We start from the raw sequence: 17,987 nt of genomic DNA, 5'->3' as shown, positions 1-17,987 counted from the left end.
CCCCCGGCGGCGTGGTGGCAATGGCGGGCAGTTTTGGGTATGAACTGGATCCGGGCCAGCTGACAGCAAAGGAGAAGGCGTGCATCAGGAAACAGATTGAGGATTATCACCGGTATCAGGACATGATCCACAACGGCGATTACTACAGGCTGGGCAATCCGTTTAAGGAAACGCAGGCAGGGGCATGGATGTTTGTCAGTGAAGATAAGGGCGAGGCCCTGGTGAATGCGGTGACCCTTGAGACACATGGCAACCCCCTTCCCGTGTACATACGGCTGAAAGGACTGGAACCTGGATGGAGTTACAGGGATGGGGCCACGGGCCGCGTATATCCGGGGGCCGCCCTTATGTCAGCCGGGCTTCCCGTGCCTTATATGGCAGATGAATACCAGGCATGGCAGGCGCATCTGGTAAAGGTCTGATTCCGGTATGACGACCAGCATGAATGTGGGAACAGGAGAATGGAAGATGGCTGTTAAAAATAGAGAGTATAAAACCGGGGAAGGAAAAGCCGGATTAAAAAACATTCCTTTCCAAAAACGTCTGGAGCCACATCTGGATGAACTAAAATGGCTTTATATGGAGCTTTACGACAATCAGCAGATGTTTGAAGGGCTTTGCAGCGGAATGGAGGAGTTCTGCCGGGCCCGCAGGGCCAGCCTTAAAAGGCTGGACACAAAGCGGGAGAAGAATCCGGGGTGGTTCAGGAAAAGCAGCATGCTTGGCATGATGATGTACACGGACCAGTTTGCAGGCACGTTAACAGGCGTGAAGGAGAAGCTGGACTACATAGAAAGCTGCAATGTCAATTATCTCCACCTGATGCCTTTGCTGGACACCCCCAGGGGCCGTTCAGACGGCGGTTATGCGGTATCGGATTTCAGGAAGGTAAGGGACGGCCTTGGGACCATGGACGATTTAAGGGCGCTGGCAGATGAGTGCCATAAGCGGGGAATCAGCCTGTGCCTGGATTTTGTGATGAACCATACTTCCGAGGAACATGAATGGGCAAAGCGGGCCAGGGCCGGTGAGAGGGAGTACAGGGACCGGTACTTTTTCTATGATTCCTATGATGTTCCAAGGCAATACGAACAAACCGTGCCCCAGGTATTCCCCGCCACTGCGCCGGGCAATTTCACCTATCTTCCGGAAGCAGGCAGCTATGTGATGACCAGCTTTTATCCCTACCAGTGGGATCTGAATTACAGGAATCCTGCGGTGTTTAACGAGATGATGTATAATTTCCTGTATCTGGCCAACTGCGGCATGGATGTCATACGGATAGATGCGGTGCCATATATCTGGAAAGAACTGGGAACAGACTGCCGGAACCTTCCCCAGGTCCACACCATTGTGCGCATGATGCGTATGATTGGGGAGATTGTGTGCCCCGGCGTACTGCTTCTGGGAGAAGTGGTCATGGAACCGGAAAAGGTGGCGCCGTACTTTGGTACGGTGGAAAAACCTGAGTGCCATATGCTTTACAATGTAACGACCATGGCCACCCTGTGGCATTCGGTTGCAGCCAGGGACGCCAGGCTCTTAAAACACCAGATGAAAGCCATCAGCAGGCTGCCGGACACCTGCTTATTCCTCAATTATCTCCGGTGCCATGATGATATTGGCTGGGGGTTAGATTATCCGCTTCTGGAATCCTGGGGCATGAAGCAGGTGCCCCATAAGAAATACCTCAATGACTTTTTTACGGGAAAGATACCGGAAAGCTTTAGCCGGGGCGAACTGTACAACGAAGATCCTGTTACAGGCGATGCGCGGTTCTGCGGAACAACGGCTTCCATGTGCGGAGTGGAAAGGGCTGGTTTTGAAATGGACGATGCAGGCATGGACCATGGGATTGGGCGTATCCTGTGCCTTCATGGATTCCTCTTTTTCCTGTCCGGGATACCTGTCCTTTACAGCGGGGATGAGATAGGGCAGGTAAATGATTACACGTACAAGGATAATCCTGAGAAAGCGGCTGATTCCCGCTATATCCACAGGGGAAGATTCCATTGGGAACTGACCGGCTGCATAAAAGACGGCGGTTCGGTGCAGGGCAGGATATTTTCCGGGTTAAAACAGATGGAGGAACTGCGCAGGGGCGAACCGCTTTTTGGCGCGGACGCCAGGTTTTCTGTCAGGGAAACATGGGATGACTCTGTGCTGTGCCTGGTGCGGGAACAGGAACAGGGAAAGCTGGTGGGTATATTTAATTTCCATGATTATGAAAGGATTGCGTGGATTGATGAAACAGATGGCATGTATCAGGATATGATGACCGGGGAAATGCTTCGGGCCTCTGCTGTAAGGGTGGACGGCCATGGATTCAGATGGTTAAAAAGAGCAGAGGCAGGGAGCTGATTGGAAGAAGGCTCCCTGCCTTCATTTCCGTTGTCTTTTAATGCGCTGTTTTCTTGTATTATTGCAGGTATGACGATATAATGAAAGGGTAGTTGTGTACATAAAACCAGACCGGAGATAAACCATAAACCAGAGGGGGAAGATTGTATGGAACGCTGTCCATGGTGCCTTTGCAATGAAAAAATGACCAGATACCACGATGAGGAGTGGGGCATCCCCCTCCATGACGATTACAGGCAATTTGAATTTCTCATGATGGAGGTCATGCAGTGCGGCCTGAACTGGAACATGATGATACAGAAAAGGGAGATTTTCCGGCAGTGTTTTGACGGGTTTGACTATGATAAGGTGGCTGCTTACGGGGATGGGGACGTGGAGCGTATCCTTGCAGCAGAAGGGATGATCCGTTCCAGGCGAAAGGTGGAGGCCGTCATCCATAACGCCCGGCGTTTCCGGGAAATCAGGGAGGAATACGGTTCCTTCAGCCGGTATATATGGTCTTTTTCCAAGGGAAAGACAATCCTGTATGCGGGGCATCAGAAGGGCCGGATTCCGGCAAGCAACAAGCTGTCGGATGAGGTGAGCAGGGATTTAAAGAAGCGGGGATTCAAGTATATGGGTTCAATCACCGTGTACTCCCATCTGCAGGCCTGCGGGGTCATCAATGACCATGGGGAAGGCTGCTTCAGATACAAGGATATCATTGAGAATTACCCGACCGTCAGGAAGAGGGATGTGCGGCAGGAAGCATAGGATATTTAATTGCAAGATATGTATGGGGAAGGAGGAAGGGGATTCATGAAAATGCCTGAGGAAAGCATCCGTCCGGACATGTTTGCGCCCTGCGGAATGAACTGCATGGTCTGTTACAGGCACTGTTATCACAAGAAACCGTGCGCAGGCTGCCTGGAAGGGGACAGGGGAAAACCGGAACACTGCAGGGCCTGTAAAATAAAAGACTGTATCAAAGAAAAAGGATTATCTTACTGTTTCCAATGCCCTGAATATCCATGCACACAGATTAAGAATCTTGAGAGAAGCTATAACAGGCGGTACCAGGCAAGCCTTATGGAAAACAGCAGGCATGTTCAGGACCATGGCCTTGAATCCTTCATGGAAGAGCAGAAGAAAAGATATACGTGTAAGCGGTGCAAAGGCATTATTTCCCTTCACGACAGGGTATGCAGTGAATGCCAGGAGAAGATGGAGTAGGGCATGTTTGAAAATTCATTCCCGCCCTAAGGCCTGTAAGGGGAAAGTCCGGGGTAAATCAGAAGGCAATAAAAGGGAAGATAATGGGGGTACATAGGATGAAAGACATGACATTAAGTCCGGAAATGAAGGAAACCGTGCGCAAGGCGCAGATTGATGAGGAGACCGGGGCCATTCTTTATGGATATCTGGGGAGGAAACAGAAGGATGAAAAAAACAGGAAGGTGTTCAGCCAGATGTCCTCGGATGAAAAGGCCTCCGCCTGGCAGTTCTCTATGCTGTCAACGAATGGTAGATAGGAAAAGAACAGGGAAGGGGGACAAACCCTTAAAATAGCCGGATGAAATCCGCAGGTAAATGCCATATTAAACCTATATGGCTCTGCCTGCAGATGACTCCGGCTTTTTTGTGCTGTTTTAAGGGAAATGCAGGCAGCGGGAAGGAGCAGGACATATGAATTATGATGCGGTGGCCAAGGACATCCTGACCCTGGCAGGCGGTCCCGGGAATGTGGAGAATCTTACACACTGCTTTACCAGGCTTAGGTTAGAACTGTCGGACAGGACGAAAGCAGACAAAGAAAAGCTTGCACAGGTGGAGGGCGTGGTTTCCGTGGTGGAACGGGGCGGACAGCTGCAGGTGGTGATTGGGACAAAAGTGGAATATGTCTATGAGGCGGTATGCAGGCAGATGGAGGCGGGGAAGACACCGGCAGGAAAGATATCAGCAGGAAAGACACCGGCCGCCAATAAGGACATCCAGGCAGGCGCCGGGCAGGGTACCTCTGTATGGAACCGCATCCTGATATCCATATCCGCCATGTTTACCCCCATGGTGCCTGCCATTGCAGCCTCCGGGCTCTTAAAAGGATTCCTGACCATTGCCAGGATTACTGCCTCCAGCCGCGGAGTGGACATTACGGGGAATGAGACTTACATCATCCTGATGGCTGCCACGGATGCAATCTTTTATTTCATGCCGATCATCCTTGCATATACCAGCGCAAAGGTATTTCATGCCAATGAATTCGTTGCCATGGCATTGGGCGGCACCATGTGTTATCCGGCCATACTGGAACTGATGGGTGGCGGGGCGGCGGTCAGGATGTTTGGCATCGTACTTACAAAAGCCAACTATACGTCCTCGGTCATCCCCATCATCATCGGGGTATTCATACTGTCCTATGTGGAACGGTTCCTGACCAAGGTCACTCCTGAGATATTGAAAATCATCCTGGTGCCGGGCATTTCCCTGCTGGTCATGGTGCCTGCCGTCTATCTGGTATTTGGCCCGGTGGGCATTTACATTGGAAATGCAATCAATTACGTGTATACGGGCATGATGGCCTTAAGCCCGGCCCTATGCGGGGCTTTCATCGGCGGGATGTGGTGCGTGTTCGTCATATTCGGCGCCCACCGCGCCCTGGTCCCCATTGGGATTAATGATGTGGCGCGGTTAGGACGGCAGAACCTGCTGGCCTTTGCAGGGGCGGCTAACTTTTCCCAGGGCGGCGCTGCCCTGGGGGTGATGCTGAGGACAAAGGACAGGAACCTGAAAGCAATTGCCGCCTCCGCGTCCCTGACCGCCTGGGTGTGCGGGATTACGGAGCCTGCGATTTATGGCTGCAACTTACGGCTTAAGAAGCCCATGGTATACGCCGTTATCTGCGGTGCGGCGGGAGGGGCAGTCATGGGGATTGGCGGCGTGTATGGGGATGCATTTGCAAATAATGGCGTGCTTACGCTGGCAACCTATGGGGCGTTCGGAATGAGGAATTTCCTCTTCTATCTGCTGGGAATCAGCATTTCCTTTTTTGGGGCGGCATTGCTGACATGGGTGTTGGGATTTGAGGAATTGGATGAAGGGGAGAATAGAGGATGAGGACAATAGAGGATGAGGACAATGAAAAGGAGGATTCCATGAGTAAAAAAAGCGCGGATGGAACAGCAGGTTCCGTCAGACGTCCAACCCTATTCCCGGAACATTTCCTCTGGGGCGCATCCTCCTCCGCATTCCAGATAGAGGGCGGATGGGATGAGGGGAAGAAAGGCATGACCGTGGCGGATTACAATTCCTTCCGGCGTTCCGGTATCCAGGCAGACACCAGGACGGCCAGTGATTTTTATCACCGCTGGAGGGAGGACATCGGGCTGATGAAGGAACTGGGGCTTAAGATGTACCGCTTTTCCATGTCCTGGGCCAGGATCATACCGGATGGGGACGGGGATGTGAATCAGGATGGAATCAGGTTCTACCACCAGGTCATTGACTGTCTTTTGGAACAGGGCATTAAACCCTTTGTGACCCTGTATCACTTTGACCTTCCCTATGCCTTGGTGGAAAAATACAATGGCTGGGAATCCAGGCAATGTGTGGCTGCCTTTGAGCGGTATGCCGGAATCGTATTCCGTGAATTTGGTGACAAGGTGATGTACTGGCAGGTCCACAATGAGCAGAACCTGATGGTCAGGGTGGATGAACGGATGAATATCAAGGCCGGGGATGCGTGGGAGGGCGACCGTCTCAGGGCGCAGATGGATTATCACATGTTCCTGGCCCATGCCCTTGCCGTAAAGGCGTGCCATGAACTGGTTCCCGGGGGAAGGATAGGCCCGGCGGTTTCCTCCACCTGCACCTATCCCCTGACCAACCGGCCGGAGGACGTGTGGGCTGCCAGGATGAATGACTGGTTCAAGACGGATTATTGTCTGGACATGTACTATGACGGTGAATATCCGGGATATTATATGAGATATTTAGAGGAACGGGGCATTGTGCCGAAGACAGGGCCTGACGACAGGGAGATACTGATGGGCGCGCGGATGGATTATATTGCCGTCAACTATTACAGGACGCTCTGCGTTTCACATCTTCCGGCAACCGAGGGGCATGCGCCTGGGGAACGGTCATTTCCAATCAACGAGGTGGATTTTGACCAGTATGGATATTTCCGGCATGTTAAGAATGAATATCTGGAAACCAGCGCATACGGCGCGCAGATTGACCCTATGGGGCTTAGGACGGTGCTCAATCTGTACTACCGCAGATACAGGCTCCCCCTCATTGTCACGGAAAATGGTCTTGGGGCCGGGGACGTGCTCACGGAAAACGGCAAGGTCCACGACTACTACAGGATAGACTATCTCAGACAGCATATTGAGGCATGTTCCCAGGCCATCGGGGACGGCGTGGATCTGTTCGGATATTCCCCCTGGTCTTTTATGGACCTGCTCAGTTCCCGTCAGGGCTTCCGGAAACGGTATGGTTTTGTGTATGTGAACCGGGATGAACATGACTTAAAGGACCTGGCTCGCATTAAAAAGGACAGCTTTTACTGGTACCGCAGGGTAATTGAGACCAATGGGAGGGAACTATAACCGGGAGCTGTAATCGGGGACTGACCGGCCTGTCTGAAGGCCGCAAATGGAGTGGTGTGGACTGGGATTATATGGTAGAATAGACTGTATGATTGAAGCTGATGCACTGAATCATCCGGTGGGTCAGAAGAAGAAAAAATCGGGGAGGAATATCCGTGAAGCTGAAGGTCAACATCAAAAAGATAGGAAAAAGCAAACACCAGGTCCAAGAAGCCGTATATGAGATTCCCGGACATCCGGGGAACGTCAGGGAACTGATTGAAGCCGTGACCACTGCATGTGTGACGCTCTATAACCAGAGGATGGATGATAAGGAGCTGCTGCGCTGCCTGACCAGCGATGAAATCAATGACCAGGCAGCTTCCGGCAGGGTGGGCTTTGGCGTGAATTACGGGGACAGGAAGGCTGATCCGGAATCGGCCGTGAATCATGCAATCCAGTCCTTTGAGGACGGTATATACAGGATTTTCCTGGATGACAGGGCGCTTGAACAGCTGGAAGAGAAGATATTGCTGACAGAAGGGAGCAGCCTTACATTTGTCAGGCTGACCATGCTGGCGGGAAGGATGTGGTGACATGGCTGATTATGATTACAATACCAGAAGGAAGATTACGGAGCTGAGGGACAGGAAGCTGGATGCCAGGACCGGGAAGCTTAAGGGGGATGAGAAGAAGCTGGCAGAGGAGATAAAGTCCTTAGGCAGGGGATACAGGAACGGTGACATACCAATGATTGACAGGGCAGTAAACGGGTACTATGCCGACGATGATAAAAAACCCGGCCAGTGGTTTGAAAAGAAGGGGCTGATACTGCAAAAAAGGGCCCATGGAGGGATTCTGGACGCGTTTGTACTAAAGGAGTACCAGGATTCTTATCTTTACATTATTGATAAGCTGAACCAGTTCCCCTATTCCACGGGGTGGAACCGCAGGACGGTGCGCACCCGCGGGTACGGGCCGCAGATGCGCCGCGCCATAGGACTGCTGAATACATATGAACGGATGTTTTACTGCGGCGTGGACATCCGTTGTCTGATGTTAAGGCAGTTGGATCCGGAGATGCTGGACTACATAAAATCAGAATCTTGTTTCATGAATGGATTTGACCTGGTATACGCGGCTGAAATCGACCGCGGGAACCAGAAGGTCATAGAAACCCTGAAGGAACTAATCCTCAGTGATAATAACACGGCGTACCTGGACCGCCAGATGATACTGGGTATCCTGCGCTCGGATCATGAAGGGCTTCATAAGCTGCTGGCAGACCTTTTGGTTGCTGCAAGATTACAGGAAGGCCTGCGCCAGGCCATCTGCGAGTCCATGGATGAAGGAACCATCCCCGCGTTCCTGCTGCTTCTAAAGACCATAGAGGACAATGACCTGATCCGCTTTGCCTCTGTTAAACGGGCGGTATCCACCTGGATCGGCATATTTGACGAGAACAGTGCGGACCGCATAAACAGTAAGCTGCTGGGGCTTATGGGAAGCTGCCTGAGGGACCCGCGGTCCTGTGACGGACTGCTTAAGACCAATGACGCTGTCGCCATCAGCGTGGCATTGTGGGCAAAGGGATTCCGGGAAATCCATGATGCCATGGATACCATGAAGGCGCTCATTGACCATGGCACGAAACCACAGAAGCTGGCCGCGTCATTTTACAACCAGTCCATGCAGGATGACAGCTATAAAAGCCAGGCCGCGAAAAAGGCAATCCTTGAGCAGGGGGAGGACCTGGAACTGGCTGCCTGTTTCATGCCTGCATTTACCGGCAGGTTTAACAGTGATTTGACCAGGATGTTCACGGACAGCAGCCTTTACGGACGGGAGCTGCTGACACCCAGGAAGCCGGTGCCGGATGACATCTGTGAAAGCAGGGAAGAAGCGGAAAAACTGTATGCCGTGTTTCTGGATATTTATAAAAGGATGCCAAAAAAGGGGCTGGTTTACGAACCCGGCATCTTTCCGTGGTATAAGGTGGAATTAAGCCCGGGACCGGTTCTTAGCCAGCTTGCCCTTCTGGCGTATATCCTGCAGGACGAAGAAAAGATAACATACATGGCAGGCCTTTTAGGGGAAATTACCAGCGCAGGCGGGTATTCCTACAGGAGCCGGCTTATTAACCTGTTGTTATATGAACCAAGGAACCGGAAGCAGAGGGACATCCTCCTGGGATATGTGGGCAATGCAGAAGAATACACAGCCCAAAGGGCTTACGCCATCGTAAGGAAACTGAAGCTTGAGGAAGCGGATTACATGGTCCTTGAGGATATGCTGCGGTATAAGCGCAGCGGACTGAGGGGAAGGCTGATTGACCTTTTGATGGAACAGGATGATGCAGGGCTAAAGGCTTCCCTGACCCGTCTGATGTCTGACAAAAGGGAAGAAAAGCGCACGGCTGCCCTGGACATGATGCTGCGGCTGGGCAAGGCAAAGGACAAGGACCGGCTGTACCAGGAAATAAGGGAACTGCCCCTTGCCATCCAGGCGCCCACGGACAAGGAAAAAATCCTCATAGAGGAACTGACAGGAAAGGCAGGGGACAGGACAGATATATCCAGGGAAAATGGCTATGGGCTGTACAATCCTGCTGCCGGCGCGGTGCTTCCTGTGGGTACCCCGGACCCTCAGGTACTGGGACAGTGCCTTCCCCTTAAGGAAAAGGACGTCATCCTCATCCTTAAGAAGCTGGACAGCCTGGTTGGACAGTATAGGGACTATGAGTACCTTGACAGGAGCGGCGAGGCACGGCTTCTTGGGAACGGATACCATTTCTTAAAGGATGCAAAGGACTATTCCTATCATTTGGAGAATTACCCCCTGGCAAAGGAACTTAGGGAATTCTATGAAACTGAAATCAAAAGCCATGAGGTCCTGATGGAGATGGAAGCGCTGCTTTTCATCCAGGGCCGTGCTTATGATGCAGGAGCCGTATTCTACCGCGCCGTATGGGGAAAGCCCCCGTTTAAGCCGGAGCCTCTGTCCCTCATGTACATGGACCAGGTCAGGTCCATACGCCTGAACTACAGGACGGATTATCTGGACAGGGCCGGCCTGTTTAAGGAGAGCCTGGCAGTCATCCAGGCCCTGTCTGCAGTGGTAAACCAGAAGAACAAGAAGGTCACATACCAGTACAGGGGATGGAACAACAATATGTATGACACCTCCTGCTATATGAACCGCCTGCCTCTTCTGGACCGTTATTTTGAGGGCCTAAGATACTGGCAGACAGACCCGGAATTCAGGCTGGCATTTGAAACAGCATATGGTTTTGAGTTGAAATGCCGTGATTCCTCAGATACCGGCCAGTTCCTCACAGACCGCCGGGAACCCATGACACCCATTGGCATGTCCTGGTTCATGAAGGCGTATCTCATGTCCATGATACCCATGGATATCCTGATCAGGGCAGTCTTTGAATACCTGGACACCACCAGGATTCTTCAGGTATTGACCCAGTTCGTCCACGGCGAATGTGTCATGACAAGGAATAAGTGGAGCGCCATCCGGTTCTTCGGCGAGGAATATTTTGCGAGGATGCAGGAAAAGGGCAATGCCTACATGCTGGAACACACAGAAGAAGGCCGTCTCTGCATGGAGCTTTATGACAGAATCGTGCCTCAGATGGTGGATGTGGAGCTGCGCCGGGGGGACAGCGAAACATGTTATTCCAGGTTCATGGGCGGAATCACCTATATCTGCGGGGCGCGGTACCTGGTCCGTATCCTCATGGCCCTGGGTAAGGACACGCTGGACCGGAATTCCTACTATGGATGGTATGGCGGCAGCCGGATATATACCAAGAAGGAAGTGCTCAGCGGCCTTTTAAAAGCCTGTTATCCGGCCAAAGACGATACGCCAAAGACCCTGGGCCAGCTGCTGGGCGGCACGAAAATCAGGGAAAGCCGTCTGGTGGAGGTGGCCATGTACGCGCCACAGTGGATTGAAATCATAGAAGAATATCTTGGCTGGAAGGGATTGAAATGCGGATGCTATTATTTCATGGCCCATATGGATGAGAATTTTGATGACAGGAAAAAGGCAATTTTCGCAAAATATACCCCCTTAAGCCCGGAGGAGCTTCAGAACGGCGCATTTGACGTCAACTGGTTCAGGGAAGCCTACGGCCAGCTGGGAGAAGAGCATTTTGGCCTGCTTTATGATGCGGCCAAGTATATTTCAGACGGACAGAAGCATTCCAGGGCCAGGAAGTATGCGGACGCGGCAGCGGGACGCGTGGGGGTGGAGGAACTGAAACAGGAGATTGGGGCCAGGCGCAACAAGGACCTTCTGATGAGTCTGGGACTTGTTCCCTTTGGTAAAGACGGGAACCGGGACATGGCAGACCGCTACCAGTATATCCAGCAGTTCTTAAAGGAAAGCCGCCAGTTCGGGGCCCAGAGGCGGGCCAGCGAGGCAAAGGCAGCAGAGACAGCCCTGACCAATCTAAGCGTTAACGCGGGATTTGCGGATGTGATCCGGCTGACCCTTAACATGGAGACCCGGCTCATGGAACAGTTCAGGGAATATATGGAATGGAAACAGGTGGACGATGTACTGGTGAAGCTGGAAGTCGGGGAGGATGGGAAGAGCGGGATCCTTTGCCGCAAGGCAGCGGCGCCAGGGGCAGATACAGGTAAGGCCGCCGGTATGAATCCTGGCCAGGGCAAGGCCCTAAAATCCATCCCTTCCAGGCTGGGTAAGGATACATATATGATGGAGCTGAAGGCTGTCCACAAAAAGCTGAAGGACCAGTATTCCAGGACCAGGAAAATGATGGAGGAATCCATGGAAAGCCAGACACTATTCACTGTGGATGAGGTGTCCATGCTTTATACAAACCCGGTGGCCAGGGCCATCTTGGCGCCCCTTGTGTTTGTGTCCGGGGATAAGATTGGATTCATGGAAGCACAGGAACATGCGGCGCAGGAACCTGGGGCACAGGAACCTGAGGTGCAGAACCGGCCGGTGGACCCAGGCACCTGCCTGGTGTCTTATGATGGGACACGTACGCCCCTGAGGGGAACAGACCTTCTGCGGATTGCCCATCCCCTGGATTTATACCGCCAGGGCGTATGGCATGAGTACCAGAAGCATCTGTTTGACAACCGTATCAGACAGCCCTTTAAGCAGGTATTCAGGGAGCTGTACGTGAAGCTGCCTGAGGAGAAGGGGCAGAAATACTCCAGGATGTTTGCAGGCAACCAAATCCAGCCACAGAAAACAGTGGCCGTGCTCCGGGGAAGGCGCTGGATAGCGGATTATGAGGAAGGGCTTCAGAAGGTCTATTATAAAGAGGACATCATAGCCAGGATATACGCCCTGGCCGATTGGTTCTCGCCCAGTGATGTGGAAGCGCCTGCCCTGGAATGGGTGGAGTTCTCGGACCGGAAAACATTTGAATCCCTTGAGATTGAAAAGGTGCCGGACCTTATATACAGCGAGGTCATGAGGGATGTGGACCTGGCGGTCAGCGTGGCCCATGCAGGCGGCGTGGACCCGGAGACCAGCCATTCCACCATAGAGATGCGCAGGGCAATCGTGGAATTCAACCTGCCTCTCTTTGGCATTTCCAATGTAACATTAAAGGACAGCCATGCAATGATAAAAGGCGCCAGGGGAGAATACACGGTCCATCTTGGCAGCGGCGTCATCCACCAGGCAGGCGGGGCCATGCTCAACATCCTTCCGGTCCACAGCCAGTCCCGGGGCAGGCTGTTCCTTCCGTTTGTGGATGAGGACCCCAAGACAGCAGAAATCATGTCCAAAATCGTGCTGCTGGCAGAGGACAGGAAGATTAAGGATCCTGCCATATTGGAGCAGATTGTCTAAGACTCTATCCGGCCAGGATGGATGTCAGGACACACCTTAGAGCGTGTCTGAAAATTGCTTTCTGCCAGATGTGCGTCCCAATGAATTGTATTTATTTGCCAGCCCCAAATGTCGAAAAACGTCGGAAAGAGTCTTGACTATATCATACAGATACTATAAACTTTAATACATAGTATTGAATACCAGATAATAAGTCCAGGGAGATTGATATGGTCAAGATCATTACAGATTCATCAACACTTTATACAATGCAGGAAGGGCGGGACGCAGGGATAGAGTCCATCCCGCTCTGTGTCAGCATCGGGGACAGTCATGGACGGGACCTTCAGATGGATATGCAGGATTTTTACAGGCGGATTGAAGAAGGGCAGATACCCACCTCATCCCAGCCGCCCATTGGGGATGTGTTGGATGCCTACGAGCAGTACAAGGGCCGCCCCATCCTGAATATATCCATGGCAGACGGCCTTTCCGGCACCTATCAAAGTGCCCAAAGCGCCAGGGAGATGGCGGAAAACAGGGATGATATCATGGTCTTTAACAGCAGGACACTGTGCGGCCCCCACCGTTACATGGTGGACCAGGCCAGGAAGATGGCAGAGGAGGGCAGGACCAGGGATGAAATCCTGACCTGGCTTAAGGCGGCTGCACATAAGACGGAATCCTTCCTGATTCCCCAGGATTTTTCCTTCCTGAGACGTGGCGGCAGACTGACGCCCGTGGCAGCGGCCGTGGGTTCCCTTTTAAAGCTGAAGCCCATTGTCAAGCTGACAGAAGATGGGAAGAAACTGGATAAATTCGGTGTAAAGCGGACCATGTCAGGGGCAGTGGACAGCATCATCAGACATCTGCAGGATAAGAAACTGGGCGCGCGGCACCTGCTGTATATATCCCACGCCGTGGCAGCAGAGGAGGCCTGCCGGATTAAGGACCTGTTTGCAAAAGCCTTCCCCGGTCTGGAAATACACATCCTGGAGCTGAGTCCTGTGTTTGTGGCCCAGGGAGGGCCCAGGTGTGTGGCAATCCAGTATATTGAGAGGTAATGTAATCTGCAAAGCCCTGGGAATGCTCTAAATATGGGGAAATTGACTGAACCACAATTATGATGTAAGATATTAAAAGCATTGGCATGCGCAGATTAAAAATAAAGGAGGGGGTTACGATGTTTGATTTAGGAAAATGCATCCTGGTCACCAACAATGACCGGGCCGCGGAAAAGTGGGGGGGAAGCGTGGACCAGGTGTTCATGATGGATTCCTATGAGGCGGTGCTCAAGAAGGCCAGGGATTTAATCCACAGGGGGCATAAGCTTCTGACCCATCCCCAGGCGTCCAGCTTAAAGCCCAACCAGACGCCCTACAGGACAATACTGCTGTACGGCGGATCCGGGGCCGCTGACGGGGAGGATGTATGTCTCATAGAAAAGGCGGTTGAGACCTATGAGAAATGGAATTCCATTAAGAAAGTCCCTGAGTATGACGAAAAGATAGCCTATGACTACAAGACCATTGACTTATCAATGATTGAAAATGTCATCCCCAGGCTGTAGGGACGGACAGGGAGGGGAGTGTGAGGGAACGATGAAGAAGAAATCAGGAACGTCCTATTTTAAGGATTTAAGCAGAAAAGATTATGTGGAATTGGCCAGCAGGATCATCAAGGAAGAAGGAGTGGGAGCGGTCAGCATACGCCGTATGGCAGCGGAACTTGGATGTTCATCCGCCAGTATGTACCGGTATTTTGACAATCTGGACGAGCTTTTGTTCTATGCACAGCTGGATGCCCTGAATGAATACATCCTGGACCTTTCCATCCGGGAAAAGGAATGGAAGGACATATGGGATGTACATTTCGGCATATGGCGTTCCTATGCAACCGAGGCTTTCCGCAATCCGGAAGCCTTTGAGTCCGTGTTCTACCGCAATATCAACCGGGACCTGGGAGAGGCGCTGAAGGAATATTATGAAATGTTCCCGGATGCCATCATACGCGTCAGCCCCATGATAAAGGAAATGCTGGAAATCCCAGGGTATTATGACCGCGACTACTATGTCTGCAGGCGTATTGTAAAAGAGGGGAAGATTACAGAGGAAAATGCAAGGAGGCTGAATCATATTCTTTGCACCCTGTTTCTGGGATATTTTAAATTTGTCCAGGAGCATGGGGTGGAACCTGAAACAATTCCGGGACTGGTGGACCGGTTCATATCGGAAAGCAAGGAGATAACCCAGCTTTATGCCAGCGATTTTATCCCCAGATAGACCCAATGGTAAATATGTACAAAAACAATGTCAAAAATATAACAAAATGACGAAAAAGAGGAATACTACAAAAAGTAACAAAAGGTTTCAATAAAACCATTGATAATCGCGATAACATATGCTATATTATAGCCATAAGTTATCGCGATTACTACTTTAAATGTATCATTTTTACACAAACACTAAAATTGTCAATTGTAAAAATGCTGTCATTTCGCCGGAGTGGGTGAAGTAATGCCGGCGGGCGGCAGTAAAATATAAAGAAGTGGGAGGTATTTCATATGAAGCTTGAATTGGGAAAAATCTTTATAAAAGATATCCGATTCGACGACAAGACTCACGTGAAGGACGGGGTCCTTTATGTCAGCAAAGAGGAAGTTGAAAAGCTTGTACTGGAAGACGACAAGCTGGCTGGCTGCCATGTTGACATTGCAAGGCCAGGCGAGTCGGTGAGGATTACACCGGTAAAGGATGTGATTGAGCCAAGGGTAAAGGTCAGCGGAGGCGGAGAGATTTTTCCAGGTGTGATTGGGAAGGTAAGCCCTCAGGTGGGCAGCGGACGGACCCATGCACTGGAGGGATGCTGTGTCATAACCGCTGGTAAGATTGTTGGATTCCAGGAAGGCGTGATTGACATGAGCGGTCCTGCCGCGGATTACTGCCCGTTCTCCAAGACCAATAACCTCTGCGTGGTGGTGGAACCGGCCGACGGCCTGGAGACACATGTGTACGAGAAGGCGGCGCGCATGGCCGGGTTAAAGGTAGCGGCTTATATCGGGGAAGCCGGAAGGAACTTGGAACCGGACGAGATCATTACCTATGAGACAAGGCCGGTTTTTGAACAGGCCGCCATGTATCCGGACCTTCCCAAGGTGGGATATATCCATATGCTGCAGTCCCAGGGGCTTCTTCACGATACATACTATTACGGAGTGGACGCCAAGCAGTTCATACCCACCTTCATGTATCCAACGGAAATCATGGACGGAGCCATTGTTTCCGGCAACTGCGTGGCGCCCTGCGACAAGGTTACCACCTACCACCATTTCCACAATCCGGTCATTGAGGACTGCTTCAAACACCACGGCAAGGATATCAACTTCATGGGCGTCATCCTGACCAATGAGAATGTGTTCCTTGCCGATAAGGAGCGCCATTCCGATATGGTTGCCAAGCTGTGTAACTGGATGGGACTGGACGGTGTCCTGATTACGGAAGAGGGATACGGCAATCCTGATACGGACCTGATGATGAACTGCCGCAAGGTGGAGAATGCAGGAACCAAGGTGGTCCTGATTACCGATGAGTTCCCGGGCAAGGACGGCAAGTCCCAGTCCCTGGCGGATGTGTGCCAGGAAGCGGACGCGCTGGCATCCTGCGGCCAGGGCAATGCAACCCTCATGTTCCCGGCCATGGATAAGGTCATCGGCACCCAGGAATTCATCGAGATGCAGATTGGGGGCTGGGACGGCTGTAAGAACCAGGACGGCAGCTTTGAGGCAGAGCTTCAGATCATCATAGCCTCCACCATTGCCAATGGCTTTAACAAGCTGGCGGCAAGAGGATATTAAATCAATCAAAGGAGATGGAAACATGGCGAAATATAAAGTCGTACATTATATTAACCAGTTCTTTGCCGGTATTGGCGGCGAGGAAAAAGCCGACCACATGCCTGAAGTCCGTGAAGGCGCCGTAGGGCCCGGCATGGGGCTTAAGGCTGCATTGGGAAGCGATTATGAAATTGCGGCCACCGTTATCTGCGGTGACAACTATTTCGGGGAAAACCTGGACGCGGCAACAGACGCAGTCATAGAGATGGTAAAGAAGTATGGACCGGATGTGTTCGTGGCCGGGCCTGCATTTAACGCGGGACGTTACGGCGTGGCCTGCGGCACGATCTGTAAGGCCGTGGAGGAACGCCTCATGATACCGGTCCTCACCGGAATGTATGAGGAGAACCCGGGCGTGGATATGTTCCGCAAGGACCTTATCATTGTGGGAACCCCTAATTCCGCAGCAGGCATGCCAAAGGTGCTTCCTGTGATGTCAGCCCTGATTAAGAAGCTGGCTGAGGGACAGGAAATCCTGGGACCTTCAGAGGAGGGGTATCTTGAACGGGGAATCCGCGTCAACTACTTTGCTGAGAAGAGAGGTTCTGAGCGCGCGGTTGAGATGCTGGTCAAGAAATTAAAAGGCGAGCCATTTGAGACAGACCTGCCCATGCCGAAGTTTGACCGGGTAGAGCCTGCCGCTCCCATCATGGATATAAGGAAAGCCAAAATAGCGGTTGTTACCTCGGGCGGTATCGTGCCCACAGGCAACCCTGACCATATCGAATCAAGTAATGCCACCAAGTGGGGCAAATATGATATTACCGGTATGGACCGGCTTTCAGCCGATGATTTCACATCCATCCACGGCGGATATGACCGCCAGTTTGCCATCGCGGACCCCAATGTGGTGGTTCCGCTGGATGCGCTCAGAGAGCTGGAAAAAGAAGGCGAGTTCGGCGAACTTGTCAACTATTTCTGCGCTACTACCGGTACCGGGACAGCAACCGCGTCAGCGGCCAGGTTCGGGACCGAGATTGGAAAAATGTTTGTTGATGAACATGTGGACGGGGTCATCCTCGTCTCCACCTGAGGGACCTGTACTCGTTGCGGTGCAACGATGGTTAAAGGTATCGAAAAGTATGGCCTTCCTGTAGTTCATATGGCAACCGTTGTTCCTATCTCCCTGACAATCGGTGCCAACCGTATCATCCCTGGCATAGGTATCCCCTACCCACTGGGCGACCCGCCCCAGGGTGAGACTGACAGCTACAAACTCCGCTTAGCCATGGTGAGGAGGGCGTTAAAGGCCCTGCAGACACCGGTGGAAGGACAGACAGTGTTTGAAAAATAATTGCTGAAGGCTGCTGCGGCGTGGCAGGAAGCAATGTTCAGAC

15 protein-coding genes are annotated in these 17,987 nt (G+C 52.0%); 14 read left to right on the top strand and 1 reads right to left on the bottom strand.

Annotated features, from left to right (window positions below):
• The 9 genes from DWX59_RS29240 to DWX59_RS06570 all read left to right on the top strand — a co-directional run.
• Window positions 1-422 (top strand): GH36 C-terminal domain-containing protein (locus tag DWX59_RS29240; RefSeq protein ID WP_235844937.1); only part of this gene is annotated, 422 nt, incomplete at its 5' end.
• A 46-nt stretch (window positions 423-468) separates the two neighbouring features.
• A complete protein-coding gene (locus DWX59_RS06605; protein WP_117557397.1) occupies window positions 469-2,361 on the top strand; it encodes an alpha-amylase family protein in 1,893 nt (630 codons plus the stop codon).
• 147 nt (window positions 2,362-2,508) lie between these two features.
• Window positions 2,509-3,114 (top strand): DNA-3-methyladenine glycosylase I, encoded by a 606-nt coding sequence (locus DWX59_RS06600; protein WP_117557395.1) that lies wholly within the window; start codon window positions 2,509-2,511, stop codon window positions 3,112-3,114.
• Window positions 3,115-3,159: 45 nt separating this feature from the next.
• Window positions 3,160-3,573, top strand: coding sequence for a DUF3795 domain-containing protein (locus tag DWX59_RS06595; protein ID WP_117557971.1), 414 nt, complete (start codon window positions 3,160-3,162; stop codon window positions 3,571-3,573).
• A 98-nt stretch (window positions 3,574-3,671) separates the two neighbouring features.
• Window positions 3,672-3,872, top strand: a complete 201-nt coding sequence (locus DWX59_RS06590; protein WP_227115740.1) for a ferritin family protein — start codon at window positions 3,672-3,674, stop codon at window positions 3,870-3,872.
• Between the two features lie 154 nt (window positions 3,873-4,026).
• Window positions 4,027-5,454 (top strand): PTS transporter subunit EIIC, encoded by a 1,428-nt coding sequence (locus DWX59_RS06585; RefSeq protein WP_117557393.1) that lies wholly within the window; start codon window positions 4,027-4,029, stop codon window positions 5,452-5,454.
• Between the two features lie 38 nt (window positions 5,455-5,492).
• Window positions 5,493-6,950 (top strand): glycoside hydrolase family 1 protein, encoded by a 1,458-nt coding sequence (locus DWX59_RS06580; protein WP_117557969.1) that lies wholly within the window; start codon window positions 5,493-5,495, stop codon window positions 6,948-6,950.
• 155 nt (window positions 6,951-7,105) lie between these two features.
• Window positions 7,106-7,525 (top strand): hypothetical protein, encoded by a 420-nt coding sequence (locus tag DWX59_RS06575; RefSeq protein ID WP_117557391.1) that lies wholly within the window; start codon window positions 7,106-7,108, stop codon window positions 7,523-7,525.
• A gap of 1 nt (window position 7,526) precedes the next feature.
• Window positions 7,527-12,779: a DUF4132 domain-containing protein gene (locus DWX59_RS06570; RefSeq protein WP_117557389.1), complete on the top strand. Its 5,253-nt coding sequence runs from the start codon at window positions 7,527-7,529 to the stop codon at window positions 12,777-12,779.
• Here DWX59_RS06570 and DWX59_RS29845 read toward each other — a convergent pair.
• Window positions 12,776-12,865, bottom strand: a complete 90-nt coding sequence (locus DWX59_RS29845; RefSeq protein ID WP_353626692.1) for a DUF6783 domain-containing protein — start codon at window positions 12,863-12,865, stop codon at window positions 12,776-12,778. The two genes, DWX59_RS06570 and DWX59_RS29845, sit on opposite strands and share 4 nt — an antisense overlap.
• 123 nt (window positions 12,866-12,988) lie before the next feature.
• On the opposite strand from DWX59_RS29845, the gene DWX59_RS06565 reads away from it, so the two are divergent.
• The 5 genes from DWX59_RS06565 to grdF all read left to right on the top strand — a co-directional run bounded on the left by DWX59_RS06565 (window position 12,989) and on the right by grdF (window position 17,944).
• Window positions 12,989-13,822, top strand: a complete 834-nt coding sequence (locus DWX59_RS06565) for a DegV family protein (RefSeq protein WP_117557387.1) — start codon at window positions 12,989-12,991, stop codon at window positions 13,820-13,822.
• A gap of 119 nt (window positions 13,823-13,941) precedes the next feature.
• Complete coding sequence (locus DWX59_RS06560; protein ID WP_117557385.1) at window positions 13,942-14,328, top strand: GrdX family protein; 387 nt, start codon at window positions 13,942-13,944, stop codon at window positions 14,326-14,328.
• A gap of 31 nt (window positions 14,329-14,359) precedes the next feature.
• Entirely contained in the window at window positions 14,360-15,040 is a 681-nt protein-coding gene (locus DWX59_RS06555; protein WP_117557383.1) for a TetR/AcrR family transcriptional regulator, read from the top strand.
• Between the two features lie 281 nt (window positions 15,041-15,321).
• On the top strand, window positions 15,322-16,611 hold the full coding sequence (gene grdG / locus DWX59_RS06550) for a sarcosine reductase complex component B subunit alpha (protein WP_117557382.1): 1,290 nt from the start codon (window positions 15,322-15,324) through the stop codon (window positions 16,609-16,611).
• Window positions 16,612-16,633: 22 nt separating this feature from the next.
• Window positions 16,634-17,944 carry a sarcosine reductase complex component B subunit beta gene (gene grdF, locus DWX59_RS06545; protein ID WP_117557381.1) on the top strand — a complete coding sequence of 437 codons (1,311 nt, stop codon included), beginning with the start codon at window positions 16,634-16,636 and terminating at the stop codon, window positions 17,942-17,944.
• The last annotated feature ends 43 nt before the right edge of the window (window positions 17,945-17,987 follow it).

This window comes from Enterocloster aldenensis, assembly GCF_003434055.1.
GTDB lineage: Bacteria > Bacillota > Clostridia > Lachnospirales > Lachnospiraceae > Enterocloster > Enterocloster aldenensis.
Note: the sequence above shows the minus strand (reverse complement) of the source record. Positions and strands in the feature narration are given on the sequence as shown.